The sequence below is a fragment of the Sulfuriroseicoccus oceanibius genome, assembly GCF_010681825.2.
In the GTDB taxonomy this organism is placed as follows: Bacteria; Verrucomicrobiota; Verrucomicrobiia; order Verrucomicrobiales; family SLCJ01; genus Sulfuriroseicoccus; species Sulfuriroseicoccus oceanibius.
Map to the genome: position 1 here is coordinate 1,233,633 of NZ_CP066776.1, position 24,637 is coordinate 1,258,269.

The following is a 24,637-nucleotide window of genomic DNA, read 5'->3' on the forward strand; positions in this document are numbered from 1 at the left end:
GGGATGGAAGGGCGGTGCGCTCTATGACCGTCTCTTTTTGTTACAAGATTGCGGTATTCGCTAGATTCTTCTTGGCGTTGGGCTGGGCGGTTCTACACTCGCGCCGAAATCGACGCCTGCCGGGTGCGGGTGTCTCCTATTGAACCGTCTTATGGAAATCGTATTGATAGTGCTCGGCATGTTGGTTGCTGCCGGGATTGTGTTGGCGTTTGGGGTGTACACGATCGGGCCGACCCAGCGTGGTGTGTTGGCTTCGTTTGGTCGTGCGCAGCGGGTGGGGAACCAAAGGATTGGCGATGATCCGGAGCTTGGTGCGTTGCTCAGCGACGAGGAAAAAGCACGCTACGACTATCCGGTGATCCGCGTGATCAAGCCGGGCGGGCCGTATTTCAAATGGCCTTGGCAGAAGCTGACCAAGGTGGACATGACCATCAAGACCACCGACATCACGTGGGATCCGGACATTGTCCAGGGATCGATCGAGTCGGTGACAAAGGACAACCTGACGGTGCAGATTTCCGGCCAGATCCGGTGGCGTCCGTGCGAACGCAACTTGTACGCCTATGTCTATGGCGTGAAGAACCCACCGGCGCACATCATGGGGTACTTCGTTTCCGTGCTGCGGGATCGTATTGCGACATTCAGCAACTCCGATGCCGAGCTCCCGAATGGGGAAGTGGTCGAGGGGATTTCTATCAACGACCTGCGTAAGAACTTGTCGACGATCAACCAGTACATGGAGGAAAGCTGTGTGAAGACCGCAGCGCGCTATGGCATCGAGCTCGACGCCGCATTGATCACGACCATCGATCCGCCGTCCGAAGTGGATGAGGCATTGGCATCGATCAACACGACGAGTAACAACGTGGCTGCTGAGATTTCGCAGGCCAAGGCCGAGGCCGACCAGACCTTGAAGATGGCCGAGCAGGCGGTGCAGATCGCCGAGAACCGCGCCAACGCCGAAGCGGCTCCGTTGCTCGAGCTCTCCGAGACCTTGACCCAGATGTATCAAAACGGCGGGCGCCCGGCGCTCGATTCCTATTTGCGCAATGCGGCGGTGCCATTGCGCGAGAAGGCCAGCCAGACACTCATTTCCACCAACCCGAACAACGCCTAACCGAACCTAGATCATGGCATATTTTATCATTGGCTTTCTGCTCGCATTGATCGGGATTCCGCTCGTGTATCGTTTCGGAGGGATGCTGCAGTTGTGGCGCGTGATCCCGGAGAAGACCGTCCTGGTGTACACGCTTTTTGGCAAAGTGATCGGCGAACTCGACGAGGCCGGGATCAACTTTCCGTTCACCCGTTTCGGGCCGAAGGCGTTCCTCGTTCCGTTTTTCGGCAAGGTGTACAAGGTCTCGACGAACATTCATCAGTACTATTTGCGCAACCAGTTGGTGAACTCGGAAGAGGGCGCGCCAATGGGTGTGGGGATTTGGTACGAATGCTATGTCAGCAACCCGAAGGCGTATTTGTTTGAGAACTCGGAGCCGGTGCGTTCGTTGTCGGCGAACGTTTCCACAGCGGTGATCAAGCAGTTGTCCAATTTGAAGCTGGATGTGTTGTTGGAGGACCGCGATGCGTTGTCTCGCATGGTGAGGTCGGAGGTTTCGCCGAAGTCGCAGCAGTGGGGCTTTACCTTGGGGTCGACGTACATCCGTAAAGTGGCATTCCGCGACCAGGGGATGATCAAGGAGATCGAGCGCAAGGTGGTCAACCGCTTGCGTCAGGTCACGGCGTCGATGCGCCAGGACGGTGAGAACCGCGTGGCGATCATCCGATCGAACGCGGAGAAAGAAGCGTCGCGTCGTTTGGGTAAAGCGCAGGCGGTGCGTCCGCAGATTGTGGGTGAAGCATTGTCCGAGATTCGCGAGAATCCGGAAGTCGCCGAGGTGCTTTTTGATCTGCTAGATCTTCAGGCGACCCTCAAGAGCGAGGGTAAGATCATCCTCAACACCGGTGACCAGCACGGCGGGCCGGGGATGTTGGTGAATGTATGAGAAGGGCGGGATGAGACGTCCCTTCCGGACGTGGATGCTGAGGTCATGCCAATCCCGGGATTCCGTCCCGGGCCGGTATGAGAGGTGCGTTCCGCACCGGAGTGTGGTGTTTCGCTTGGACGAAGGTGTGGTTAGGTTGGCTCTGGAGCGGGGCTTGTCCGGGTAAACCGCACCTGCGGCGCGAGGGAGAATGGGGGCGCATACCAGCGGATGAATCCGCTGGCTAGCCGGTAAGTCATCGCTCCGCGATGGGGGGCAACCTGATGGTAGGTTGCGTTGATCGGGTGAGAGCGTGAGAGCGTGAGAGCGTGGGAGCGTGGGAGCGTGGGAGCGTGGGAGCGTGGGAGCGTGGGAGCGTGGGAGCGTGGGAGCGTGGGAGCGTGGGAGCGTGGGAGCGTGGGAGCGTGGGAGCGTGGGAGCGTGGGAGCGTGGGAGCGTGGTGTCGCGGAGCGACGGGTTACCGGTTAGCCGGAGGTTTCAACCTCCGGGGTAGTAGCCGGGAAGAGTTCGTCCCGAAGGGACGGTTTATTGGTAGTGTGCCAAAGCTTCTGCAAAAAGGGTCATGATGATTGATTAGGTTTTTAACAAAACAAGAACCCCTAATCGTCACACCATGACCCCACGACCAGATAAGACCACAACGCCGCAGTTGAAAAGTATTCTTGCCGAGCAGGAAGATTTTCTGAGGCCCTTGGTTCAGAAATTGATGCAGGAGATGCTCGAAGAAGAAATGAACGAGACACTCCAGGCGGTAAAATCAGAACGCAGCGACAGACGCCGAGGTTATCGCAGCGGCAGTTATCAACGCAGTCTCCTGACACGGGTAGGAAGGATCGAGCTGCGCGTCCCTCAAGATCGCGACGGACTCTTCAGCACCGAGATCTTCGATCGCTATCAACGCAGCGAGAAGGCTTTGGTAAGCACCCTGATCGAAATGTACGTGCAGGGCGTCTCGACACGTAAAGTCGCGCAGATCACCGAGGAGCTCTGCGGTCACCGGGTCAGCGCCAGTGTGGTAAGCAGGCTGAACAAAACGTTGGACGAAGAGCTTGAGAACTTTGCCCGACGCAAGCTCAACCACGCTTATCCTTACCTCATCCTGGATGCCCGCTACGAAAAGGTTCGAGAGAACGGCGTGGTGCGCAGCCAGGCTGTGTTGATCGCCATTGGCATCAGTTGGGATGGCCGACGGGAGGTCCTTGCTACCGAGCTCGATCAAAGGGAAAGCGGAAGCAGCTGGAAGAACTTCCTACTTCAACTCAAGCAACGCGGACTGACGGGTGTTGAGTTCTGCGTGACTGATAACCATGCCGGCCTGCGACGAGCTATCAGCGAAGTGCTTCCCGAGGCGCTGTGGCAACGCTGCTACGTCCACTTCCTTCGCAACGCTCTTGATCATCTACCTCGCAAGCATGACGACGACTGCTGCACCGAGCTGCGCTGGATCTATGACCGTCGAGACATCAATGAAGCGCGTCAGGATCTGCGGGCATGGTTGGCGAAGTGGGGAGGCAAATACCACAAGCTCTGTGACTGGGTCGAAAGTGAGATCGAAGAAACGCTCACCTTTTATCGACTTCCCAGAGAGCATCACAAGCATCTCAAAAGCACGAATATGCTCGAGCGACTCAATGAGGAGATTAAGCGTCGTACGCACATTATCCGAACCTTCCCCAACCAGGCTGCAGCCCAACGTTTAATCCGGGCTGTCACGCATCAAGTCCATGAGCAGTGGATCGATCAACACCGCTACCTGAACATGGATCACCTCAAAGAAGCCCAAAAGCTCAGCCTTACTTCAAATCAAACGTCCGCAGCCTGATCATCATCCATCAAACCCTTTTTGCAGAACTTGACGTACATAACCGGTTTATTGGAATGCTGCTGGTTGAGTGGGGTGTGCTCTACTGTCATCGCATGTCCCTCAGCGTAGCATGGTGTACGGGGTGGAATAGGATCGCCTTTGGGAAGCGGGTGTGTGAGGCTGCTTGCCGGGCCAATTGAGCGAAGCGGTTGGCAGGCGCTCATGAGCGGTGCTCGGGGGATGGCGGCAAGGGCTCTTTGGTTGGAACTCGATAGACGCATGGAATTTTCAGCAACAACCTGGCTGCAGCTTTTCTCCGCGGTCTCCTTTTTGGGGTTTGGCGTGGCTTGTCTCGTTTCCCAGCGCATGGTGGCGGAGTTCGAGCGCTATGGGATCCCACGTTTCCGGGCGTTGACCGGTGTGTTGCAGTTGCTGGGAGCGACTGGGCTATTGGTCGGATTGAAAGTGGTTTGGATCGGCGCGCTGGCGGCCTCCGGGTTGGGGGTGTTGATGCTGTTGGGCTTTGGGGTGCGCTTGATGATCCGCGACGGGTTTTGGCGATCGCTGCCGGCGTTTCTGTACTGCGTGATGAACATTTATGTAGCGCTGCGGCTGTGGTGATCGTTTTGCATTGTAGGTCTGTTGAAATCAACCCCACGCCGCCATGCTTACGCTTCAAGTTATTCTACAAGTTGTGATCGCCCTAGGAGTTCTCAATGTGTGGCTGGTTCGAGCGGGGAAGGCGACGCCTTGGCGGGGTGGCGGTGCCACGAATATGAAAGAGGAATTTGCGGTTTACGGGCTGTCGGAATCGGTGATGAAGGTGGTGGGTGGTTTGAAGATTCTGTTCGCGTTGATGTTGTTGGTTGGAATTTGGGTGCCGGTTTTGGTTCTTCCTGCGGCAGCCGGGATGGCGGTGTTGATGACGGGGGCTGTGATGATGCACGTCAAAGTGAAGGACGCTCCGCAGAAGTCGCTGCCGGCATTCACGATGTTGGTGATGTCGGTGCTGGTGATTGTTTTGTAGCGAGTCGCTAGTGATTTGAGAGAGGGCAGCCGGGGGGGGCGTAAGCTGCGCTTGCGCTCGGTTGCACGGAAACTGGAAGTGCTGACGCTGAGAGCGAGATGTCTATTCTTCAGAAACCGATCCAATTGGGAGCTTTCGAGCTCAAGAACCGTCTGGTAATGGCACCGCTTACCCGCTGCCGTGCGAGTGAAGGGCGTGTGCCCAATGAGTTAATGGCCGAGTATTATGCCCAGCGGGCGTCGGCCGGGTTGATTTTATCGGAAGCGACGTCGGTGAACCCGATGGGGGTGGGGTATCCGGATACACCGGGTTTGTGGAGCGCCGACCAGGTCGAGGGCTGGAAGATGGTAACGTCCGCCGTGCATAAGAAGGGGGGGCTGATTCTGGCCCAGTTGTGGCATGTCGGGCGGATATCCGATCCGAGTTATCTCAATGGCGAACTGCCGGTGGCACCGTCGCCGATCGCTCCGGATGGACATGTGTCGCTGATCCGTCCGCAGAAGCCATTCGTGACGCCGCGGGCGCTGACGGTCGACGAGATCAAAGCGACGATTGAGGACTATCGGGTGGCTGCAGAGCACGCGAAGGCGGCTGGGTTCGACGGGGTGGAGTTGCACGGAGCGAATGGCTATTTGCCTGAGCAGTTCCTGCACAGCTCGACCAACCATCGGACGGATGAATATGGCGGGTCGATTGAGAACCGTGCGCGCTTTTTGCTAGAGGCACTGGATGCGTTGATCTCGGTGTGGGGTGCGGAGCGCGTAGGGCTCCACCTTTCCCCGCAAGGCGACGCCCATGATGCCGGCGATGCGACGCCTCTGGAAACGAACGTCTACCTGGCGGAGCAGAGCAAACAGCGCGGGATTGCGTTCATCTTCCTGCGCGAGGATATCAAAGCGGAGAAACGACTTACGCCAGTCATCAAAGAGACGTTCGGCAATGGCGTGATTGCCAACCAGGAGTTGAATAAAGAGCAGGCGGAAACCTTGGTTGAGAGCGGAGTGGCCGACGCGGTGTCGTTCGGCCGCTGGTTCATTGCCAACCCGGATCTGCCGCAGCGCTTTGCCCAGGATGCGCCGCTCAATGAGGCGGATCCGAACACATTCTACGGCGGCGGATCGGAGGGCTATACCGATTATCCGTTTTTGAATGGAGATGGTTGATCCACACCGCTTTCGTTTGTGAAACCGGCCCGTACTGAGATCCTCTCGGCACGGGCATTTTTGAGGCGTCTTTGGCAGGCGCGGATGCGGAAGAGCAACTTTGTCGACTGGTCCTGATGTTGTAATGGGGCAGTGATGTAGACGAGAGGTCGGGGCGGGTTCGCTGGTGGTGGCAGCAACTTGATGAAGCGGATAGTGGAACCCGAGATACTCGATGGGCTGGCGGAGGATGATCCTCGGGCAGTGAGAAGTCGTGGCGACTTGCGTTTCATCAATCTGATGATGGGCGGGGAACGATGGATTGTGCGTGCCGTGTCGCAGTTCTCGCAGGCGACCACGGTGGTGGATTTGGGTGCTGGAGAAGGGAGGCTGGCAAACCGTATCAAGCGAGCGTATCCGCAGCTGGATGTGGTGGCAGTGGATTTGCACGCGCGGCCGCCGGGATTGGACACAGGTATCCGCTGGCTTCAGGGCGATGCTCTTGATGGAAACCTTCATTTTGGCAGGGATGCGATCGTGGTTGCCAACTTGTTCCTTCATCACTTTGGAGAATCACAGTTGGAGCAACTTGGGCAGCGGTTTTCGGACGTCGGAGGCTGGTTGTGCCATGAGCCGCATCGGTCCGCCGGGGCTCTGTTTTGGGGGCGCTTGTTGTTGCCTTTTGTTGGTAGTGTGACGCGGCACGACATGATGGTGAGTATCCGGGCGGGGTTTGTTCCTGACGAATTGCGGAAGGTGATCGGGACGAGCGGTGATTGGTCTGAAGCGGTATCGACGTTCGGCGGGCTGCGTAGCAAGGTGGTGTGCGTATGAAGGATGTGCGGATCGTAGGTGGCGGCTTGGCTGGGCTTTCGCTCGGGATCGCGCTTCGGGAACGAGGTGTGCCGGTGAGGGTGTTGGAAGCCGGGCGTTATCCGCAGCATCGGGTCTGCGGTGAGTTTATTTGTGGCGTGAGTGATGATGTGCTCGATTCACTCGGGGTGATCGATTTGTTGAGTGATGCGGTTGAGCACAGCCGGATGGCTTGGTGGGTGGGGGATGAGTTGGTGATGACGCGTCCAATGCCGCAATCCGCGCGGGGGATTTCCCGTTATGTTCTGGACCAAAGGCTGGCCGATCGGTTTTGCGAGTTCGGTGGTGATTTGATGGTCGGGCGGCGGGGGACCGAAGAACGGTCGGAGGGTGTGGTCTGGGCGGCGGGTAAGCGCAAGGCCGGAGGGCGCACGTGGATCGGGCTCAAAGTGCATATCGACCTTGCTTCGGTCGACGGATTGGAAATGCATGTCGGTGAGCGGGGCTATCTTGGTTTGTGCCGGGTGGCCGGAGACCGGGTCAATGCTTGTGGGCTTTTCAGGATGGATCAGGGGCTGAAAGGGCGCGGTGGGGATTTGTTATTGCGTTATTTGGAGGCCAATGGACTTGGCTCATTGGCCCGGCGCCTGGCGGAGGGGGAAATGGATGCCACCTCGTTCTCAGCCACCGCTGGATTTTCCCTGGGATCGCAGCCCTCAGGCGGTCAGGTGTGTATCGGAGACCGGCTTAATTTGATTCCCCCCTTCACAGGTAACGGCATGAGCATGGCCCTTGAGAGCAGTGCTTTGTTGATGCCTCTGCTGGTTCGGTACTCGAAGGGCGAGCTCACCTGGGATGCCGTGGCAAGGAAGTACGCTGAGGCTGGGCGTGGGCAGTTTTCGCGTCGGATGACGACTGCGAAGGTTTTGCACCCGATGTTATTTCACCCTCTTGGAAGGGGTGTTCTGTCTCGGTTAGCCCGTGGCGGTGTGCTACCTCTTGATTATTTGTTCAACCGTTTACGCACCCCATGATTCTTCAAGGTATTGCCAGTTCGTTTCCGTCGGCCAGTTTTAGTCAGGGCGACTGCCTGAATGCGATGAAGAGTGCGTCGTTTTGGCCGCAATTGAACCCTCGGTCCAGAGAGGTTTTAACCAAGGTGTTGGAAGGCACCAGTGGAATTGAGAAGCGACATTTTGCGCTTGAGAGACTTGAGGATGCGTGGACCCGCGATGCGCAACAACTCAACGAAGCTTACGAGCAGCGGGCTCCCGAGTTGTCTGCAGAGGCTGTCGTGAAGGCACTGCAGAAGGCCAATGTGGATGTGGCGGATGTGGATGCGTTGTTTGTGTGTTCCTGTACGGGTTTTCTGTGTCCTGGCGTGAGCTCGCATTTGGCTGAGCGGTTGGGGCTTCGGGACGATGTCTTTTTACAGGATATGACGGGTTTTGGTTGTGGGGCCTCAGTGCCGATGTGGAGGGCGGCGTCGGGTTATATTTCCCAGAACCCGGATGCGGTGATCGTGACTGTGGCGGTCGAGGTTTGTTCGGCTGCGTTTTACGTGGAGGATGATTTCGGGGTGTTGATCAGCACGTGTTTGTTTGGCGACGGCGCGTCGGCAGCGGTCTGGTCGGGGCGGGGAAGCGGGTTGCAGGTGACGGATTTTCGATCGTTGCACCTGCCGCAGGAACGCGAGCGGATCCGCTTTACCAATGCTCAAGGGAAGCTGCGCAATCAGTTGGATCGTCGGGTGCCTGAACTTGCAGGTAGAGCGGTGGACGCCTTGTATCAAAAGCGCGTGCGCCAGAAGCCGCGGCACTTTGTTACGCATGGCGGGGGGCGCGATGTGATTGATGCGCTCGAGTCAGTGCTGCCGGTGGGTGAGTTGTCATTGGCGCGTGAGGTGATGCGTGATTATGGCAATCTGAGCAGCCCATCGGTGATGGTGGCATTGGAGAACCTGGTGCAGCGGGAGCCTGATGCGGACCATCTTTGGGTGTGTGGCTTTGGTGCCGGGTTCTCCGCTCACAGTTGTGAGATGACGAGGGTCGGGTGATTGGCTGGTCTATGGGATCGCGCCGACTGGCACGGTGTGGTATTTCACTGAGGTTACTGCGTAGATTGCTTGATTTGATATGGAACGTTCACCCACACCACCCGTGATCCGTGTGCCGATGTTATTGCTCGGCATTGTCATTCTTTCGTGGGGGTTCAACTCCTTGCTACTGGCGAACGAGGTGTTGATTGGGGGCTTGCCCGGTTTTTCGATTCTTGTGCTGAAGCAGTTTGGGATGGACCCGTCGGTCACGCAGTGGGCGTTGGGGATTCCTATTTTCTTTATAGGGTGGGCATTCCTAGGACGGCGGGAGATTATCAACTCATTGGGCGGGGCGCTGGTGTTGCCGTTGGTGATTTGGCTAATGCGCGATGTGTTCCCGCTGCAGGTGGGCAACCAGGTGTTGGCAGCCGTTTTTGGTGGGTTGACCTGCGGTCTTGGACTGGGGCTGATTTTTCGCGCGAACGCGACGGTCGGCGGCTTTTCGATCATCGCCCGGATTTTTTCGCGCTGGCTGGGCGTGCCGATCAGTCACTGCATGCTGGCCATTGATGGAGTGATCGTACTGGCGGCGGGATCGTTCTTTGGCGCGGAGGCTGCGATGCTGGCATTGCTCAGTGTGTTTTCATTGAGCAAGGCGATCGACATCGTGCAGACCGGTGTGGGCGGTGCGAAGTCGGTGACCATCATCACCGAGAACGAAGAGGCAATGCGCGAAATGTTGCTGCAGCGTTTGGACAGCGGAGCCACGGTGCTAAAGGCTACCGGAGCCCACAGCGGCGACGACCGTGCGTTCATCGTGAGCGTGGTGCCTCGAGCCAAGGTCGCGCGCTTGCGGCGTAATATCAAACGGGTGGATCCGGCTGCGTTTACAGTGATCACGGACGCGTCCGAGGTGCTGGGTTACGGGTTCCAGGATCATGGTTAGAGGTAAGGATGATCAAGCGCGTGAGGGACTAACCATTGGCAGCCGCTGGGCTCTCGCCGTAGGCGATTCTATATTCGGCTCCGGATCGGGCACGGTGTCGTGTTCTCCCAGAAGCGTCCGGAAAGTCCAGAAAACCTATGGCAGCACCCATTCTCATCATTGGAGCCGGACTCAGCGGGTTGGTCGCGGCGTATCGTTTGCACCAGCAGGGGCGTGAGGTTCGGATATTGGAAGCGCGCGACCGTGCCGGCGGGCGGATCCAGACGCTGCGGGGAAAACGGGACACTCCGATGGAGCTCGGTGCCACCTGGATTCACCCGCCGCATCTGCGTTTGCGCTCGCTGGTTGATGAACTCGGGCTTGAGTTGTTTCCGCAGTACATGGCTGGGGCGGCGTTGTATCAGGCGGCGATGAACCATCCGCCGCAGACCTTCGAGATGCCGGGCGATGAGCCGTTCTTCCGCGTGGTCGGCGGGACACAGCGGATCACCGATGCGTTGCTTGAGCGTCTGCCCGAAGGGTGTGTGCACTATGGGGCTCGGGTGTCGGAGCTACGCACGGGGGCTGATGGTGATGTTGAGCTTCAGCTGAGCGGGGGCGACCACGTGCTCAAGGCATCGCAGGTAGTGGTGACCTTGCCGCCGCAGCGCTGGGCGGGGGACGTGCGCTTCTCACCGCCGCTGTCCGACGCGCTGATAGAGGTGGCGACGGCGACTCACACGTGGATGGCGGATTCGATGAAGTGTGCGGTGGAGTACGAGCGGCCGTGGTGGCGCGAGCGTGGATTGAGTGGTGCGTTGTTCAGCCAGCAGGGGCCCTTGATCGAATTCATGGACCAGTGTGATTTTGAGAACCAAAAATTCGCGCTGTGTGGGTTCGTCAACCGCGGGCTGATTGATGGATTGGAGCGCGAGCAGCAGATCGCGCTGATCGACGCACAACTTAAACAAGCGTTTGGTAGCGACGCGCTGGATTACGTCGGGATCGAGCTCAAAGCGTGGCAGGGTGAACTTGGAGTTAACGAGGGCTTGGTGCCGCATCAGTTCAATGGGCACCCGGAATTGCAGCGGGGGTATTGGGGCGGGAGGCTTTATTTTGCGGGGACTGAGACAGCGCACCCTCATGGTGGGTTTATGGAGGGGGCTGTGATTGCCGCCGAGCGGGTGGTCGCGGAACTGGTTTTTGATAGTTGATGTATTTATACTATTGTTAATTGGTTTCTTGTTTTTGTTGTTCTGTTTTATTGGTGTTTGCGGGTTTGTTATAGTGCCGATTTTGTGGGCTTTGGTCGAACGTTGTTCGGTATTTTTGTGGTGGAGTTATATTTTTGCGTCTTTCAAAACTGCTTGAGCGTCATGGGTATGTGGTGTTTTGTGGATCGTCCTCTATCCCCGAGAAATTGATGTTCATGTATTATGAAAAGTATTGTTCCGTTGACTATTGCCGCACTCTCGTTGCCATGTATTAGCCATGCAGATCTGGAGGCGGATGCATTAAGAGAGAAGATCGATCGCTTGCAGGCCGAGTTGGCAGCTGCACAGGGTCAGTTGGCGCAGATGGAAGGGGGAGATGCGGCTCCGGTTGTTCCTGCTGCGGAGCCTGCAAAGGATGTAACCGTGGCGGATGCTCAGGAGGATGACTCGTGGCGCAGCAAGTTGGACCTTGGTGGCGGGATCGCTGTGAACTATATCCTGGGGTCTTACACCCGCGATGGTGGCCGCGGACCGGAGCGCGGCGGTAATGGTGGTAATTTCGAGTTTTCCACCTTCCGCTTGAATTTTGACTACAACGCCGAAGGAGCCGGGTTCACCGGATCTGGTGAGTACCGCTTCATGGATGGTTACCATTTCCCGCGCAAGTTCTGGTTCGGCTGGCGCGGTGCCGACGAATCGTTGCTGCGTGTGGGTCACACCCTGGTGCCATTTGGTGAGGGAGAGTGGGGTCCATCAAAGAACTGGTTCTACGACGGCTCGTACTACGTGGGCTTGGCGGACGACGCGGACATCGGAGTCGCGTATCAGTTTGCCCGCGGGCCATGGACGATTGACCTGGGTTATTTCTTGATGGCTGAGCCGAGTGGCTTTGGTGACTCGACCGACAGTGCGCGTTTTGGAGCGGACATCGTGGACAATGGATCGCCGTATGCGCACTATGAGGAGCGCAATCAGGTGAACCTGCGCGTGGTGCGGAAGCTGGATCTGGGCAAGGAGACGACCCTGGATCTGGGTGGATCGTTCCAAGCTGGCATGCTGATCGCCGACGATCGTTTTGCCGAGGATTCGTACCAGCTTGCCACGGCATTGCACGCCAAGTGGAAGCGTGGGCCGTGGGAGATTGTCGGTCAGGCGACTGCCTGGGACTACGCTGCGGACTATCACAGCAGCACTGGGTTGAGCAACGATTTGATCGGTATGGGTGCCTACGATTTCGAGGACCCTGTGGCATCCCGTGCATTCTTGCCATCGGTTAGCTTTGCCTACATCGTGGAGCCGAAGAACATCGACTGGCTCGACGAGATCACCTTCTACAATGACTTCTCGGTCATGATGAAGAGTGGCTCGGATGAATTCGGCAACGCGTTGCGGAACTCTGCGATGAACACGGTCGGTGCCTCGTTGGCGATTGGTGACTGGTTCATCTTCTGCGACTGGGTTTACTCCAACGGCAACTACGTTGTAGGTAACGACCCGGTTACCGACTTCGGCGCGAACTTGAACCAGACCTGGCAGTCGCGTTTCAACGTGAATATCGGCTACTCGTTTTAGTAGCCAGGCGTTGCCCCGAAATGAAGGGCGACGGCTCAATGATTTGGCCAGCCGGTGGTACATCCCCGGCTGGCCAATTTTGTATTAGTACTAGGGAAGCAGCGCCAGAATGTCGCTGAGGGTGTCAACGAAGTGCTTGGATCCTTTGACCACTGCCGGGCGTTTGGCGAAGCCGCCAAACCCGATGAAGATATCGGCGACGTCCTGGGCCTCGAGGTCTGAGACGCCGTCGCCGACCATGACGACTTTGGCGTCCGGGTTGGCTGCTTTGTAGCGCGCGATGACCTCAGGCTTGCCTCCATTGCGGGTGGTCGGTGCATCGTGGTCGAAGTCGACGTAGTTGCCATTGTCGTCGAAAATGAGTGGGACGGCCTCTACGGTGTCGATGCCGAGGTGGTGTGCCAGCGGGAGGATGGGATCGGTGAATCCACCGGAGAGGATGATGACTTTCCACCCGTCGGTCTGTGCTGCTTTGACCGTTTCTAAGGCGGTGGCTTCAACGTCGCGGACGTAGAGTTGGCCGACGGCCGCGCAGTCGCTGCGGGTCGGGCGGATGACGTCGAGACGGCGGGCGAAGATTTCGTCGATGGCGATGGTGCCGTCCATTGCTTGGTCGGTGAGTGACTTCACTTCGGCGAAGGTGGACTCGCCTTTATAGCGGGCGAGTTCATCGACGCCTTCGATGGCGGAAAGGGTGGAATCGCAGTCGAGGAAGAGAAGCTTGTCGTGTGTCATCGCGGTGTGGGATTCGAAGATTGTTCGTTGCTTGATGCGCTGGGATATCGTAGATCATTCGGCATTATGAGCTACCAGTTTTACCAAATTCTGCACATGGTCGGCCTGATCGTGTTTCTTCTTGGACTTGGCGGTGCGATCGCGGCGGCGAAAGATGCGTTCAAGCCGTATGCAATTCTTCATGGCGCCGGGTTGTTTGTGATGGTGGTGGCAGGCTTCGGCATGCAGGCCAAGGGTGACCTTGGGTTTCCTGTGTGGTTGATCGCGAAGCTGGTGATCTGGATGGTGTTGGGCGGCATGTTGGTGATGGCCAAGCGCGATGCGCTGCCGCGTCCGGCGATCTGGGCGGTGGTGATTGTGCTTGGCGCGGTGGCTGCTGTGCTTGGGGTCACCAAGGGTGCAGGCTTGGTGTAGATTGATTTTCACTGAAAACGAAAGACGGCCGCGGCTCCCTCTTGAGTCGCGGCCGTTTTTGTTATTTGCAGGAAGTGTTCGCTGCGCTCGGGGTGGGGAGGATTGTCGACAGGAATGTCGACCCACCATCGGCTGGGCATTAGGGGATGGCCACGAAGAGCTCAAAAAGCCACGAGAAAAGTTGAGGACGGAGCTGATTGCGCAACCTCAGGAGTGAGGTTGGTCCATCGTCTCGCGTGGGGCGGTGGGGAAGGGGGAGGAGGACGGTATTCCTGCCGTCGGTTGGAAGGGGGAGTGCTCTTTGCGCTCGGGTGGGGAGGATTGTCGACAGGAATGTCGACCCACCAGCGGCTGGGCATTAGGGGATGGCCACGAAGAGCTCAAAAAGCCACGAGAAAAGGTGAGGACGGAGCTGATTGCGCAACCTCAAGAGTGAGGTTGGTCCATCGTCTCGCGTGGGGCGGTGGAGATGGGGGAGGAGGACGGTATTCCTGCCGTCTGTGCGGCGGGGAGATGAGGGGGGATGCCGGAGGGGGCGGGAACTCCTCGAAGCTGAGTTGGTTTTCGATCCCGATCCCGATCCCGATAGCGATAGCGTGGACACGAAAAACGGCCGGGCTCCGGTGAGGGGCTCGGCCGTTTTAGGGGAGAGAGAATGGCTTACTCAGCGCCTGGGAGGCCGTTGAGTTCTGGTGCTTCTGCTTTTGGTGCGTTGCGCTTCATCACGTCCCAGAGCTTGGTGGTCTTGGGCTCGGTGTCGCCACCTGTGGCGAGGAAGAACCCGTCTTCGATTGGGCCGGCGTCGATGTTGGTGGATGGTGTGCTGTCGCCAGTGAAGCGGGCTTCGACCATTGGCACCCATTTGCCATCGGTAGATTTCACCCAACCGTTGGTGAAGTTGGCGGTGCGGGAGATTTTGGCCGACTCGTAGTTGCGGCGAAAGTCCTCAATGAACGAGTAATAGCCGCCGAGAGGTTCGCCGTGTTCGGTACGGAACTTTGCCATCAACTGCCAGACCTTGCGCTTTGAGTCGAAGAAGTAGCCGGAGAAGGTGGTGAACTTACCTTCAGGTTTGGCGTGGACGGCGAAGCGCACGGGTTCGTCGATTTTCCAGTCGTAGGCGAAGAAGCTCTTGCTGCCGGTGCCTTCGCCGCCGAAGCGATCCGGGCGGACGCCTTCACCGATTTCGATCACGCCGACGCGGTCCTCTTCCGGGGTGTCATCGGCGCGGATGTGGGCGCGTGGGTCGCTTTTCGAGTCCCAGACCGAGAAGATGATGACCTTTTTGCCGTTGTGGAGCTCTTGCATGCCGAAGTAGCCCTTGTTGAAGCCCATGGCGCAGAAGTACGTGCCTGGAGCGGACTTGGTGGCGGTGACGTCGACCATTGCCCATTCGCCGGGAGGGGCCTGGTAGCCGAGGTGGATTGAGCGGCACTGGCGTTTGACCAGTTCTTCTGGAGAAATGGCGGAGCTGGTGACCACGGATGCGGCCAGCGCGAGCGCGCCCAGAGCGAGAGATGCGAGTTTGATCATGGGTGTGTGATGATTAGCTGCAACTTGTCATCATTGCGCAGCACATTACGTCGGTGGGAGGTGAATTTGTCCGAGTTTCTGGTCGGTGGTGATGGGGCGGTGCTGGTAGGAGACGAAAAATGCCCACCGCGGGGTGCGCGGTGGGCATGGAGATCGGTGGTCGGTCAGAGTTGACCGTTCAAATGGTATTAGTGCGAGCAGCAGCTTTCGTTGGTCGAGCAGGCTTCCGAGCTGCTGGCGACGACGTCGGCTGGCATGTTCTCGCGGTCGGCGTCCTTTTCCGGTGGCATCAGCGAGCGGTCAGGCTTTTGCGGGGTAAGGTTGAGGTCTGCCATCAGTGCGAGGTCTTGTTCAACCTGTGGGTTCTTCGCGGTGAGGAGTTTCTCGCCGTAGAAGATCGAGTTGGCACCGGCGTAGAAGCAGAGTGTCTGGGCTTCGCGGGAAAGTTGGGTGCGGCCTGCCGAGAGGCGGACTTTGGCTTTCGGGATGGCGATGCGGGCGGTGGCGATCATGCGCACCAGGTCGAAGGTCTCGACTGGTGGAGCGCCTTCGAGCGGGGTGCCTGGCATTGGCATCAGCGAGTTGATCGGCACCGACTCGGGAGCCGGGTTGAACGACGAAAGCACCTCAAGCATGCGGAGGCGGTCGTCTGTGGTTTCACCGAGACCGAGGATGCCGCCCGAGCAGACCGACATACCGGCGTCCTGCACGTTTTTGATCGTATTGAGGCGGTCTTCGTAGGTGTGGGTGGTGACGATGTTCGGGTAGTGTTCCGGCGAGGTGTCGATGTTGTGGTTGTATGCGGTGACACCGGCATCGCGCAGGAGCTTGGCTTCTTCAGGGCCGACTTCACCGAGGGTGACGCAGACTTCCATGCCGAGGCTGGAGACCGACTGGATGATATCGATCACCTGGTCGAAGCGTTTGGTGCCGGCGCGGACGCCTTTCCAGGCGGCGCCCATGCAGAAGCGGGTCGAGCCGTTGTTGCGTGCGGCTTCGGCGCGCTCCATGACGGCGTCTTTTTCCATCAAGCGCTCGGCGGTGACGTCGTTTTTGTAGCGCGAGCTTTGGGCGCAGTATCCGCAGTCTTCCGAGCAGCCGCCGGTTTTGATCGAGAGCAAGGTGCAGAGCTGCACTTCGTTCTTCGGCCAGTTGGCTTCGTGGACTTCGCGGGCTTGCTTGAGCAGGTCAAAGAACGGCTGCTCGTAGATGGCTTTGAGATCGTCGAATTTCATAGGTGATTGGTTAAAGCAAGATGGATCAAAGAGTGCACAGAGAGGCTTTCGGCTGTGTTTTCTTGGTTGATCGGTTTGGTTTTGGAAATGGATGAGCGGCTGCGCCGGATGGGGCTGGCGGCCGGACTGGAGACCGGTGGTCCGTCGCGCACTGCTTGTTAAAAAGATTCGCTTGGTTTCGGCTGGGGGCTCTGTGGTTGGGGACTGGGTGTGAAATCATCTACTGCGCCCACTTGCCGTTGGGCGAGCTGAGGGTGGGGAGGATGCGGTTGCCGACTCCTGAGTAGTCTGTTTTACCGACGGCTCCCCACATTTTCATGCCGGTGGCGCGGCGCCAGGCCTTGGTGAATGCTTCGGCGCTGTGGCAGCCCCAGCTTTTGGCGAAGCCTTTGCGGTGGAACGCACGCTTGTTGAGGTATGCCAGATCCGATGAGTGGATGAACTGACCGCTGGCTCCGGAGTAGAGGGAGCTGTAGTCGATGAGGAATGCGTGTTTGTTTGAGTGGCCGAAGAACTCGAACTGAACGATGCGGTTCGAGCTGCGGTTATTGCCACGGTTGATGTAGTCTACGACTTCTTTGGCGTGGCTGAACCAGCGGATGTTGACGTTGTTTTTCTCAGCCAGGCGGTTGATCCAGTCGGTGTAGGGTTTGCCATCTGCGGCGGCGCGGAGGACGTAGCCGGGGCGGTAGACCAGCCACGTGATGGTGGATGGTTGCACGCCTTTGTTTATGAGCTCAATCGTCCGCACGTTGGTAGCGGCGACGAAGTTAGCCCACCAGCGGTCATGGCGGTGTGCTTCGACGCGCAGATCTTCCCACTTCCGCAACGCCGGGCCACCACAGAGGATGATGGTTTCTCCCTGCAGGCGGGCGCCGGCGGCGTCACTGGTGTCGACAGCGCGGGCTTCGGTCTGCGGGGCGGCGTATGCGTTGGTGACCGGGACGGCTGCCGCCAGAGCGGCAACCGCGGTTAGAAGCGGGAGGAATCTAGGCATGACGGCCACAGAATGGACGGATGTGGGCGATTATGGAAGCAGAGATTCACCTGCAATCAGATCATCGAGAGTCTGGCGCTTGCGGATGAGGTGGACTTGCTCGCCATCGACCATGACCTCGGCCGGGAGTGGGCGCGAGTTGTAGTTCGATGCCATGGTGAACCCGTAAGCACCGGCGCTGAGTAGCGCGATGAGGTTACCTTGCTCGAGTTTTGGCAGGTCTGCGTTTTGGACGAAGAAGTCGCCGGTTTCGCAGATTGGGCCAACCACGTCGATGGTTTCCTTTTCGTCGGTGGTCGGCTCGGCGACAGGGACGATGTCGTGATGGCCTTCGTAGAGGGCCGGGCGGATGAGGTCGCCCATGCCGGAGTCGACGATTTGGAAGGTTTTGGCGTCGCCTTTCTTGGTGTAGAGCACCTTGGTGACGAGAGCGCCGGCGTTGCCCGCGATGAGTCGGCCGGGTTCGAGCAGGATGCGCAGGCCGAGGTTTTTGAGTTCAGGCAGGATGGCTGCAGCGTAGCGGTCGATGGTCAATGGGCTGGCGCTAGGCGAGTCATTGGTCCACCAGTCCGGGTGGCCGGATGGGAGGGTTTCGTGGTAGACGATGCCGACGCCGCCACCGATCGAGAAGAACTCGATGCCGTAGGTTTCCTTGAGCTTGGCGGCGAGCGGGGCGACTTTCTTCACCGCTTCGATGAATGGATCGACCGAGGTGAGCTGCGAGCCGATGTGCATCTGCAAACCATGGAGCTTCACATTTGGCAGGCGCTCCGCGGCGTCTGCGTAGGCGGCTTCGATGCGGCTGAAGTCGATGCCAAACTTATTCTCCGACTTGCCGGTGGAGATGTACTTGTGGGTCTTGGCGTCGACGTTTGGGTTCACGCGCAGAGCGACTGGCGCGACTTTGCCCATATCACCGGCGACCTGGTTGATGGTTTCGAGCTCGGCGAGGCTCTCGACATTGATCGAGTAGATGTCGTTTTCCAAGGCGTAGCGCAGTTCGTCGACGGTCTTGCCGACGCCGGCGAATGTGCAGCGGCGTGGGTCGCCGCCGGCCTTGATGACGCGGAAAAGCTCACCCGCTGAGACGATGTCGAAGCCACTGCCGAGCTTGGCCAATGTGTTGATCACTGCCAAGTTTGAGTTGGCTTTGACCGCGTAGCAGACCATGTGGTCGACCGGAGCCATGGCCTGGTCGAGGCGGGTGTAGTGGTCGCTGAGTGTGGCTTTGCTGTAGACGTAGGTCGGGGTGCCGAACTGCTTGGCGATCGAGGCGATGTCAACGCCCTCGCAGTGAAGGCTGCCGTTTTCGTAGTCGAAAGAGTGCATGATTGGATGTGTATGGTTCGCGGAAAACGTCGGTCATTCGCCGACATATTTCATCAGGAAAAATGTGTGTCGTGGGTCGTTCGAGACGAAGCGTTGGACGAGGGTGAAGTAAGCCGGATTATCGAGCAGATCAAATCCGTCCGGGATGACGACACGGTTGAAACTTTGGTTGCCGTAGCAGATGAAGAGCGGACGACCGGTTTCGCGGGATTTGGCGATCAGCTGTTCGATTTCATCGCGGGAGCTGATACCTCGAACATCAGGATCGACCATTTCTTCCATGACTTCTCCGGCGAGTCCATAGGTGGCTGCGAGCGGAGCCACGCCGGAGTCGGTTTCGATCTGGTCCAGCTTGGAGCTGATTTGCGGCAGGGGTTCGTGGACGTGTTGGAACAGGTTGCTGATCTGGGGGGAGGCGAGCAGGGCGAAGAACAGCACACCGGTGGCAGCACCGAGGATGCGGCGTCCGGCGGATGGTCGCGTGGTCCAGAAGACGCCCATGCCAAGTGCAAGCGGCAACGGCAGGTAGGCGACAAAGCGCGGGTAGAAGAACATGTCGGCCGCAGCGCTGAGGCCGACGACCAATGCGGCGCTAACGATCAATCCTAAAGCCAGCCAACCTGCGGTGCGGGTGGCTGGCTTTTTCAGCATCACCCCGATACCTGCGAGGGTGAACAACGCGGAAAGCGAGGCCCAGACCCAGCCGATGGTTGGGTTGGTGTAGCGGGATTTGAACGTGGTGATCGGGAGGTCGCCACTTACGACAGGAACGTCGAATGGGATGCCGATGAGCCAGTTGGACGCGGTGTCGGAGAGGGTTGCCTCGCCGACGCGGAGGTAGTCGGACTCCGAAGGGGGCTTGAGGTCGGTGTATTGTTTGAGTTGGATCAGGTTTGGCCCCATGACCTGGAGGAAGAGGCAGGCAGCGACTCCGCTGGTGAGGATGATTTTGGAGAACAGAGGCCAAAGAGGTGTGTGGTCGCGACGTTTGGCGGCAATTCCTTGGCCGATGACGACAGCCAGCATCGGTAGGATGAGCAGGGCGTTCTGCACCGAGAGCCACATCAGGTAGCTTTGGGCAAAGCCGAAGAGAGCCCACCATCGCCACTTGCCGGAGCGCACGATGCCGGTGACGGCGTGCAGTGCGACGAGGATGAAGCACATGGTGAGGCCGTAGGAGCGGGCGTCGACCGACCAGCGGATGGCCCACGGGTGGATGGCGAGGAAGATGGCGGCGAGCAGACCGGCGAGTGGTAGGTTCCAACGCACCAGCAGCCAGCCGATGAGGAAGATGGATGCGAGCGCGGCCAGGAACGATGGCAGGCGCAGGAAGAATGGGGAGAGCTGCGAGCGGTCGGCGCCGGTGATGGCTTGCCATGCGCTGTGGGTCAGGCGCGATGGCACCGAGAAGGCGACGTGGTTGGTCGGCTTGCGGTAGTAGAATGCGGTCTCCTCCCACTTGGCGGGGCGGAATTTGGCTTCACCGAAGAGCGGATCCTTTTTGTCAAAGCGGTGGTAGCCGTTGACTCGTTGGGCGTTGTGGAGCTCGTCGTGCCAAAGTCCGCCGGTGGCGGTTTGGTAGCGGAGCGCACCGCCGAGAGCGACGACCAGAGCGAGCGCGATCCAGATCCAACGCGGGGTTGTTTTGGTGGATGCGGTGGCGGGTGCTGTGCCTCGGCGATGCCACAGCGGGAGAGTGAGCGCGAGGAGGGCGCAGATGCCGGCGTTGATCCAGGCGAAGAGATGAGTCCCCCAGCGGGCGTAGTCACGGGTTTTTGCCCATTCGCCGGCGTTCCATTTCTCCTGAATGGCTGTGAGGGATTTGGCCGGATCCTCAGGCACGCCTTGGAGCCAGAGGAAAAACACAGTCAACGCACCGAGCACGCACCAAAGCCAGAAGCGCTCGGACTTTTGGAGTGTTCGGAATCGGTTGATGAGCTCGGTGGTCATAGGTGGTGGGCCTTTAGATTGACGATATCCCTAATCGCAAGCGTTGTGAGTTGCTTGTTGCCGTGGCGCCGTATTCCGACCGGCCATCGGGCGAGTTTTTTTTCCTTGGCGGTGTTTCACGCTCGGCCGATTGGCTTTTTTCGGATCACCCAAGGTGACGTCGCCTGAGGCTCCTTTCACCTTGGGCTGGTTTGCGTATCCCCTTCGGGGAAGTTAGGAGCAAGCGCGTTAGCGAAGAGTCATGTTAATCATGTGAATCCTGTCTAAAAAGCAGATGAGGGAGCGCTACTCCTTTTCGCCGAACTTCCAGGAGAGGGTCTTCACAACGAGCTCGTTGCCTTCGATGGTGAGGGCGGTGATCTGTTGCAGCATAGGCTTGTTTTCCACTGGCAGGGTGAAGCGTTCGGTCACGTTGTAAACCGAGAAGTGCTCTTGGAACCAGTCGGGGATTTCGCGGTCGCCGTCGACGCGGAGGGCTTTGACGCGGAAGATCGGGTAGCCTTTCGGGGTTTCCGGGACCACGTCGATTTCGCCGTTCATGTAGCGTTGGCCGCTTTCCCATGGGAGGCGGTTGATGGGGTAGGCGATGCGGGCGGTGATTTTGCCGTCTCCGATGGAGAGAACTTTGAGTTGGCCTTTGAGTTCCTCGAGTGTTTTGCGCGTGGCGATGAGGTGGTTCAAGTCCGCGGCGGTGACGCGCAGTTCGTAGGCGGTGCCTTCGTGGACGGCCTGGCTGAAGCTGCCGATGCGTTCTTCGAAGGCGGAGTCGTCGGCGAGGCGGTCGATGGAGATGGCTGTCGGCTCAGGATCGGTGAAGGCATCGATCTGGTTGCTGCGTTCCACACCTTGCCAGATGGCGTAGACGATCAATGCGACAAAGAAGACGGCGGCACAGGCGACGATGAGGCAGCTCGGGACGATGCTGTGCCGTGGTTCGTTCGATGGTTGGGTGGTCGGTTGGTTGGCCATGGTAATGTGTTTACGCATAGCGAGATTCGAGCCGCTGTCACCTGTGGATTCGATGAGGGGAATGCGGACATCGAGCGCCAGTTGATTGGATGAGCGGAACGAGTACAGTGGCGCATGGCTAGAATTCTCGTTGGATTGTCCGGAGGCGTGGACAGCGCGGTCGCCGCAGCATTGCTGCAGCGGCAGGGCCACGATGTGGTCGGGGCGTACATGAAGAACTGGATCAACGAAGAGAACATCGTCGGCAATTGCCCGTGGATGGAAGACATCGAGGATGCCCGCGCCGTGGCGGAGAAACTCGGGATCGAGTTCCGCGTGGTGAACTTGATGAAGGACTACCGCGACCGGGTGGTGAAGTATTTGCTCAGCGGCTACGAGTCGGGAGTGACTCCGAACCCGGATGTGATGTGCAACCGCGAGATGAAGTTTGGTGTGTTCCTTGATTATGCGTTGGAGCACGGCTTCGAAGCGGTGGCGACCGGGCATTACTGCCGCCGCCGGGAGAACGCGGATGGGACGTTTGACCTGCTGCGCGGAGTCGATGGCAACAAAGACCAAAGCTACTTTTTGGCGCTGGTGAACCAGTATCAGCTGGAGCATGCGCGCTTCCCAGTGGGCGAGCTGACCAAGCCCGAGGTGCGTGAGCTGGCGCAGGAGCTCGATTTGCCAAACGCAACCAAGAAGGACAGCCAGGGGATTTGCTTCATCGGCGAGATCAAGATGAGCGACTTCCTGAAGAATTTCGTGCCGGATAGTCCGGGCAACATTGTGACTGTCGACGGCAAAGTGGTCGGGAGGCACGAGGGCTTGCACTTGTACACACTCGGCCAACGCAAGGGTCACGGAGTCGCGTCGCCGCGTCATGGGGTGGCGTATGTGGTTGTTGCCAAGAACCCGGAGCGCAATGAGCTGGTGGTCGGCTACGACGAGCCGGAGACGCCAGGGCTTTACACCAAGTCGTGCACGTTGATGGAGCTGAGCTTCCCGAATGGGGAGCTCAGCGGAGAGGTGCGTGTGTTGGCGCAGCCTCGGTACCGCACCAGCGCCGAGCCGGCGACCTTGGTGATCTCAGAGGACGGGAAGTCAGCCGAGTTGGTCTTTGACGACCCCCAGCGCGCGCTCACGCCGGGCCAGATCTGCGCTATCTATGACTTGGAGGATCAGGCACTCGTGGTGGGGGCTGTGTTTGCTGAGATCCATCCAGAGTAGGGGAGGACATAAAAATAGGACCTATGGGTCGCATAGGTCCTAACGGGTGGTGGCTATCGTTTATTGGTTGTCTATTGGTCGTCCTGGCGGTCCATTTCGTTGAGCAGGATGGCGAGTGCCCCGCCTGAGATGAAGACTTCCAGAGCCAGGCAGGTGAGTGAAATGCCCATGAGGAAGAGTGCGAGGCCGAAGGTGATCCAGCCGGCCAAGTTGAAGCCTAGCATTACGGTGACCATTGAGATCACGCAGCAGAGCAGGCTGAGCGCGCCATAGAGCTGCATTGAGCGGATCAGTTTCATGCGGCGGCGCAGGTTTTCGATCTGTGCGCGGAGCATGGGTTCGCCGTTCCTCAGCCAGTCATCGTGCAGCTTGCGGATGAGCGCTGCCAGATGGAGGAAGCGGTTGGTGAACGAGAGGAAGAGCAAGCTCACCGCGGGGAACAACAAAGCAGGTGTGGAAATTTCCAGAATCACGCGGCTACGATACGCTGGGATGGGTCGATGTCACGGTGGGGAATCGGCACAAACGCAGGTGGCGCGGAGCTTACTCATTCCGCAACGATCTCGTGGACGGCACCGGTTGCGTGGTCGGTGAAGAACAAGCGGCCGGTGTTGTCGCTACCGAAGGACGAGATCATTTTGACCCTTGGTTCGGCCGACTTGAGAGCTTCGTTATGGATTTGGAAGTCGGTGGCTTTTTGGCCCTTTGCCACAAACGACCAAAGACGGGGGAACTGGTAGTCGGCGAAGAAATAGCGGCCGTTGAGTTTTTGGTCTGGTCCGCGGTAGACTTCGCCACCGGTGACGGAGAAGCCGCCGGTCTCGCTGCGGTTGTGTGGGTATTCGTAGATGGGATCCATCGCTCCTTCTAGCGGGCCGCCGACACCGCGTTTTGGTGTGGCGATGGTGCCTTCGCGCAGGCGCCAGCCGAAGTTGGCACCGCGGCCTTTGCCGGCTGGGACGAAATTGATCTCTTCGAGTTTGTTTTGGCCGACGTCACCGATGTAGAGGTCCTTGGTTTCGCGGTCCCAGCTGCAGCGCCATGGGTTGCGCAGGCCGGTCATCCAGATGGTGTCGCCGAATGGGTTGTCGGCGGGGATGGAGTAGGATTTCGGGTGGCTGACGTCGATGCGTAGCATTTTCCCGAGTTGGGAGCCCATGTCCTGGGCGCGGTTTTTCGGGTCGTTGGCCGATCCGCCGTCGCCCATGCCGACGTAGAGCATGCCGTCCGGGCCGAATCCGACGAACCCACCATTGTGGTTGCCGAAGTCCTGATTGACCCGCATGAGGACTTCGGCCGACTCGATGTCGCCGAGGTAGCGGTTGTCGTCCTTGGTTGTGAATCGGATGATCTCCGTGTTGCCGCGGTTGTTGGTGAGGTTGATGTAGAAGCGGCCGCTGGTTTGGAAATCCGGAGCGAACGCCAGCCCGAGTAGACCTCGTTCGTTGGCGCTGATCTTGGTCATCGATGTGAGATCGAGGAATGGCTGCTCGCGTCGCTTGCCGGTGGCTTTGTCGAAGATGTGGATCATGCCAGCCTGCTCGAGCACCCACAGGTGGTCGTTTTCGCCCTCTGGGCATCCGACCCACAGCGGTTTATCAAACCCTTGGGCGATTGGTTCGATTTTGACTCCGGCGTGGGCTGCTGCGACGGAGGCTGCTGCGAGTAAAACAAGTGCGAGCTTTTTCATGGGGTTGGTTTGTTTGGGTCGCTTGTTACGGAGGAGTT

23 protein-coding genes are annotated in these 24,637 nt (G+C 58.7%); 14 read left to right on the top strand and 9 right to left on the bottom strand.

All coding sequences use genetic code 11. From position 1 onward, the window contains the following. Nucleotides 1-151: 151 nt before the first annotated feature. From G3M56_RS04845 to G3M56_RS04900, 12 genes are all read left to right on the top strand, one after another. Nucleotides 152-1,117 (top strand): SPFH domain-containing protein, encoded by a 966-nt coding sequence (locus tag G3M56_RS04845; RefSeq protein ID WP_164365588.1) that lies wholly within the window; start codon nucleotides 152-154, stop codon nucleotides 1,115-1,117. 13 nt (nucleotides 1,118-1,130) lie between these two features. Beyond that, nucleotides 1,131-2,003 carry an SPFH domain-containing protein gene (locus G3M56_RS04850; protein ID WP_164365589.1) on the top strand — a complete coding sequence of 291 codons (873 nt, stop codon included), beginning with the start codon at nucleotides 1,131-1,133 and terminating at the stop codon, nucleotides 2,001-2,003. A 613-nt stretch (nucleotides 2,004-2,616) separates the two neighbouring features. Further along, a complete protein-coding gene (locus G3M56_RS04855; RefSeq protein ID WP_235203327.1) occupies nucleotides 2,617-3,825 on the top strand; it encodes an IS256 family transposase in 1,209 nt (402 codons plus the stop codon). A gap of 261 nt (nucleotides 3,826-4,086) precedes the next feature. Then, entirely contained in the window at nucleotides 4,087-4,428 is a 342-nt protein-coding gene (locus tag G3M56_RS04860; protein WP_164364058.1) for a DoxX family protein, read from the top strand. Between the two features lie 154 nt (nucleotides 4,429-4,582). Then, nucleotides 4,583-4,834: a DoxX family protein gene (locus G3M56_RS04865; protein ID WP_235203594.1), complete on the top strand. Its 252-nt coding sequence runs from the start codon at nucleotides 4,583-4,585 to the stop codon at nucleotides 4,832-4,834. A 98-nt stretch (nucleotides 4,835-4,932) separates the two neighbouring features. Next, the gene (locus tag G3M56_RS04870; RefSeq protein WP_164364061.1) at nucleotides 4,933-5,997 is read left to right on the top strand and encodes an alkene reductase; all 1,065 of its coding nucleotides are present in this window, start codon (nucleotides 4,933-4,935) and stop codon (nucleotides 5,995-5,997) included. 195 nt (nucleotides 5,998-6,192) lie between these two features. Further along, on the top strand, nucleotides 6,193-6,810 hold the full coding sequence (locus G3M56_RS04875; RefSeq protein WP_235203595.1) for a methyltransferase domain-containing protein: 618 nt from the start codon (nucleotides 6,193-6,195) through the stop codon (nucleotides 6,808-6,810). Then, nucleotides 6,807-7,823, top strand: coding sequence for an NAD(P)/FAD-dependent oxidoreductase (locus G3M56_RS04880; protein ID WP_164364063.1), 1,017 nt, complete (start codon nucleotides 6,807-6,809; stop codon nucleotides 7,821-7,823). The genes G3M56_RS04875 and G3M56_RS04880 overlap by 4 nt, the downstream gene beginning before the upstream one ends. Continuing rightward, nucleotides 7,820-8,845, top strand: a complete 1,026-nt coding sequence (locus G3M56_RS04885; RefSeq protein WP_164364065.1) for a type III polyketide synthase — start codon at nucleotides 7,820-7,822, stop codon at nucleotides 8,843-8,845. Before G3M56_RS04880 ends, G3M56_RS04885 begins: the two co-directional genes overlap by 4 nt. 79 nt (nucleotides 8,846-8,924) lie before the next feature. Further along, nucleotides 8,925-9,773 carry a YitT family protein gene (locus G3M56_RS04890; protein ID WP_164364067.1) on the top strand — a complete coding sequence of 283 codons (849 nt, stop codon included), beginning with the start codon at nucleotides 8,925-8,927 and terminating at the stop codon, nucleotides 9,771-9,773. A gap of 137 nt (nucleotides 9,774-9,910) precedes the next feature. Beyond that, the gene (locus tag G3M56_RS04895) at nucleotides 9,911-10,966 is read left to right on the top strand and encodes a flavin monoamine oxidase family protein (protein ID WP_164364068.1); all 1,056 of its coding nucleotides are present in this window, start codon (nucleotides 9,911-9,913) and stop codon (nucleotides 10,964-10,966) included. A 222-nt stretch (nucleotides 10,967-11,188) separates the two neighbouring features. Beyond that, nucleotides 11,189-12,538, top strand: coding sequence for a porin (locus G3M56_RS04900; protein WP_164364069.1), 1,350 nt, complete (start codon nucleotides 11,189-11,191; stop codon nucleotides 12,536-12,538). A 90-nt stretch (nucleotides 12,539-12,628) separates the two neighbouring features. Here the strand turns inward: G3M56_RS04900 and G3M56_RS04905 are convergent, their stop codons facing one another. Beyond that, entirely contained in the window at nucleotides 12,629-13,273 is a 645-nt protein-coding gene (locus tag G3M56_RS04905) for an HAD-IB family phosphatase (protein ID WP_164364070.1), read from the bottom strand. Between the two features lie 66 nt (nucleotides 13,274-13,339). Between G3M56_RS04905 and G3M56_RS04910 the strand changes: the two genes are divergently transcribed. After that, nucleotides 13,340-13,687, top strand: coding sequence for a hypothetical protein (locus G3M56_RS04910; RefSeq protein ID WP_164364072.1), 348 nt, complete (start codon nucleotides 13,340-13,342; stop codon nucleotides 13,685-13,687). 660 nt (nucleotides 13,688-14,347) lie between these two features. On the opposite strand, the gene G3M56_RS04915 is transcribed toward G3M56_RS04910, so the two are convergent. From G3M56_RS04915 to G3M56_RS04940, 6 genes are all read right to left on the bottom strand, one after another. Beyond that, nucleotides 14,348-15,220: a DUF3472 domain-containing protein gene (locus G3M56_RS04915; protein WP_164364073.1), complete on the bottom strand. Its 873-nt coding sequence runs from the start codon at nucleotides 15,218-15,220 to the stop codon at nucleotides 14,348-14,350. 188 nt (nucleotides 15,221-15,408) lie between these two features. Then, on the bottom strand, nucleotides 15,409-16,455 hold the full coding sequence (bioB, locus tag G3M56_RS04920; protein WP_164364075.1) for a biotin synthase BioB: 1,047 nt from the start codon (nucleotides 16,453-16,455) through the stop codon (nucleotides 15,409-15,411). A 220-nt stretch (nucleotides 16,456-16,675) separates the two neighbouring features. Then, the gene (locus G3M56_RS04925; RefSeq protein ID WP_164364076.1) at nucleotides 16,676-17,452 is read right to left on the bottom strand and encodes a hypothetical protein; all 777 of its coding nucleotides are present in this window, start codon (nucleotides 17,450-17,452) and stop codon (nucleotides 16,676-16,678) included. A 30-nt stretch (nucleotides 17,453-17,482) separates the two neighbouring features. After that, a complete protein-coding gene (gene lysA / locus G3M56_RS04930; RefSeq protein WP_164364078.1) occupies nucleotides 17,483-18,781 on the bottom strand; it encodes a diaminopimelate decarboxylase in 1,299 nt (432 codons plus the stop codon). Nucleotides 18,782-18,814: 33 nt separating this feature from the next. Continuing rightward, nucleotides 18,815-20,731, bottom strand: coding sequence for a glycosyltransferase family 39 protein (locus G3M56_RS04935; RefSeq protein ID WP_164364079.1), 1,917 nt, complete (start codon nucleotides 20,729-20,731; stop codon nucleotides 18,815-18,817). 285 nt (nucleotides 20,732-21,016) lie between these two features. Continuing rightward, a complete protein-coding gene (locus G3M56_RS04940; protein ID WP_164364081.1) occupies nucleotides 21,017-21,718 on the bottom strand; it encodes a hypothetical protein in 702 nt (233 codons plus the stop codon). Nucleotides 21,719-21,814: 96 nt separating this feature from the next. Here G3M56_RS04940 and mnmA point away from each other — a divergent pair, with 96 nt between their 5' ends. Further along, nucleotides 21,815-22,909 carry a tRNA 2-thiouridine(34) synthase MnmA gene (gene mnmA / locus G3M56_RS04945; RefSeq protein WP_164364083.1) on the top strand — a complete coding sequence of 365 codons (1,095 nt, stop codon included), beginning with the start codon at nucleotides 21,815-21,817 and terminating at the stop codon, nucleotides 22,907-22,909. Between the two features lie 71 nt (nucleotides 22,910-22,980). On the opposite strand, the gene G3M56_RS04950 is transcribed toward mnmA, so the two are convergent. Next, nucleotides 22,981-23,382, bottom strand: a complete 402-nt coding sequence (locus G3M56_RS04950) for a DUF2721 domain-containing protein (protein WP_164364084.1) — start codon at nucleotides 23,380-23,382, stop codon at nucleotides 22,981-22,983. Nucleotides 23,383-23,456: 74 nt separating this feature from the next. After that, entirely contained in the window at nucleotides 23,457-24,599 is a 1,143-nt protein-coding gene (locus G3M56_RS04955; protein ID WP_164364085.1) for a PQQ-dependent sugar dehydrogenase, read from the bottom strand. Nucleotides 24,600-24,637: the final 38 nt, after the last annotated feature.

What these genes read in the sequence shown, in the direction of transcription:
- G3M56_RS04845 (WP_164365588.1), top strand. Translation starts at nt 152, where the DNA reads ATGGAAATCGTATTGATAGTGCTCGGCATGTTGGTTGCTGCCGGGATT.
- G3M56_RS04850 (WP_164365589.1), top strand. Translation starts at nt 1,131, where the DNA reads ATGGCATATTTTATCATTGGCTTTCTGCTCGCATTGATCGGGATTCCG.
- G3M56_RS04855 (WP_235203327.1), top strand. Translation starts at nt 2,617, where the DNA reads ATGACCCCACGACCAGATAAGACCACAACGCCGCAGTTGAAAAGTATT.
- G3M56_RS04860 (WP_164364058.1), top strand. Translation starts at nt 4,087, where the DNA reads ATGGAATTTTCAGCAACAACCTGGCTGCAGCTTTTCTCCGCGGTCTCC.
- G3M56_RS04865 (WP_235203594.1), top strand. Translation starts at nt 4,583, where the DNA reads ATGAAAGAGGAATTTGCGGTTTACGGGCTGTCGGAATCGGTGATGAAG.
- G3M56_RS04870 (WP_164364061.1), top strand. Translation starts at nt 4,933, where the DNA reads ATGTCTATTCTTCAGAAACCGATCCAATTGGGAGCTTTCGAGCTCAAG.
- G3M56_RS04880 (WP_164364063.1), top strand. Translation starts at nt 6,807, where the DNA reads ATGAAGGATGTGCGGATCGTAGGTGGCGGCTTGGCTGGGCTTTCGCTC.
- G3M56_RS04885 (WP_164364065.1), top strand. Translation starts at nt 7,820, where the DNA reads ATGATTCTTCAAGGTATTGCCAGTTCGTTTCCGTCGGCCAGTTTTAGT.
- G3M56_RS04890 (WP_164364067.1), top strand. Translation starts at nt 8,925, where the DNA reads ATGGAACGTTCACCCACACCACCCGTGATCCGTGTGCCGATGTTATTG.
- G3M56_RS04895 (WP_164364068.1), top strand. Translation starts at nt 9,911, where the DNA reads ATGGCAGCACCCATTCTCATCATTGGAGCCGGACTCAGCGGGTTGGTC.
- G3M56_RS04900 (WP_164364069.1), top strand. Translation starts at nt 11,189, where the DNA reads ATGAAAAGTATTGTTCCGTTGACTATTGCCGCACTCTCGTTGCCATGT.
- G3M56_RS04905 (WP_164364070.1), bottom strand. Translation starts at nt 13,273, where the DNA reads ATGACACACGACAAGCTTCTCTTCCTCGACTGCGATTCCACCCTTTCC.
- G3M56_RS04910 (WP_164364072.1), top strand. Translation starts at nt 13,340, where the DNA reads ATGAGCTACCAGTTTTACCAAATTCTGCACATGGTCGGCCTGATCGTG.
- G3M56_RS04915 (WP_164364073.1), bottom strand. Translation starts at nt 15,220, where the DNA reads ATGATCAAACTCGCATCTCTCGCTCTGGGCGCGCTCGCGCTGGCCGCA.
- bioB (WP_164364075.1), bottom strand. Translation starts at nt 16,455, where the DNA reads ATGAAATTCGACGATCTCAAAGCCATCTACGAGCAGCCGTTCTTTGAC.
- G3M56_RS04925 (WP_164364076.1), bottom strand. Translation starts at nt 17,452, where the DNA reads ATGCCTAGATTCCTCCCGCTTCTAACCGCGGTTGCCGCTCTGGCGGCA.
- lysA (WP_164364078.1), bottom strand. Translation starts at nt 18,781, where the DNA reads ATGCACTCTTTCGACTACGAAAACGGCAGCCTTCACTGCGAGGGCGTT.
- G3M56_RS04935 (WP_164364079.1), bottom strand. Translation starts at nt 20,731, where the DNA reads ATGACCACCGAGCTCATCAACCGATTCCGAACACTCCAAAAGTCCGAG.
- G3M56_RS04940 (WP_164364081.1), bottom strand. Translation starts at nt 21,718, where the DNA reads ATGCGTAAACACATTACCATGGCCAACCAACCGACCACCCAACCATCG.
- mnmA (WP_164364083.1), top strand. Translation starts at nt 21,815, where the DNA reads ATGGCTAGAATTCTCGTTGGATTGTCCGGAGGCGTGGACAGCGCGGTC.
- G3M56_RS04955 (WP_164364085.1), bottom strand. Translation starts at nt 24,599, where the DNA reads ATGAAAAAGCTCGCACTTGTTTTACTCGCAGCAGCCTCCGTCGCAGCA.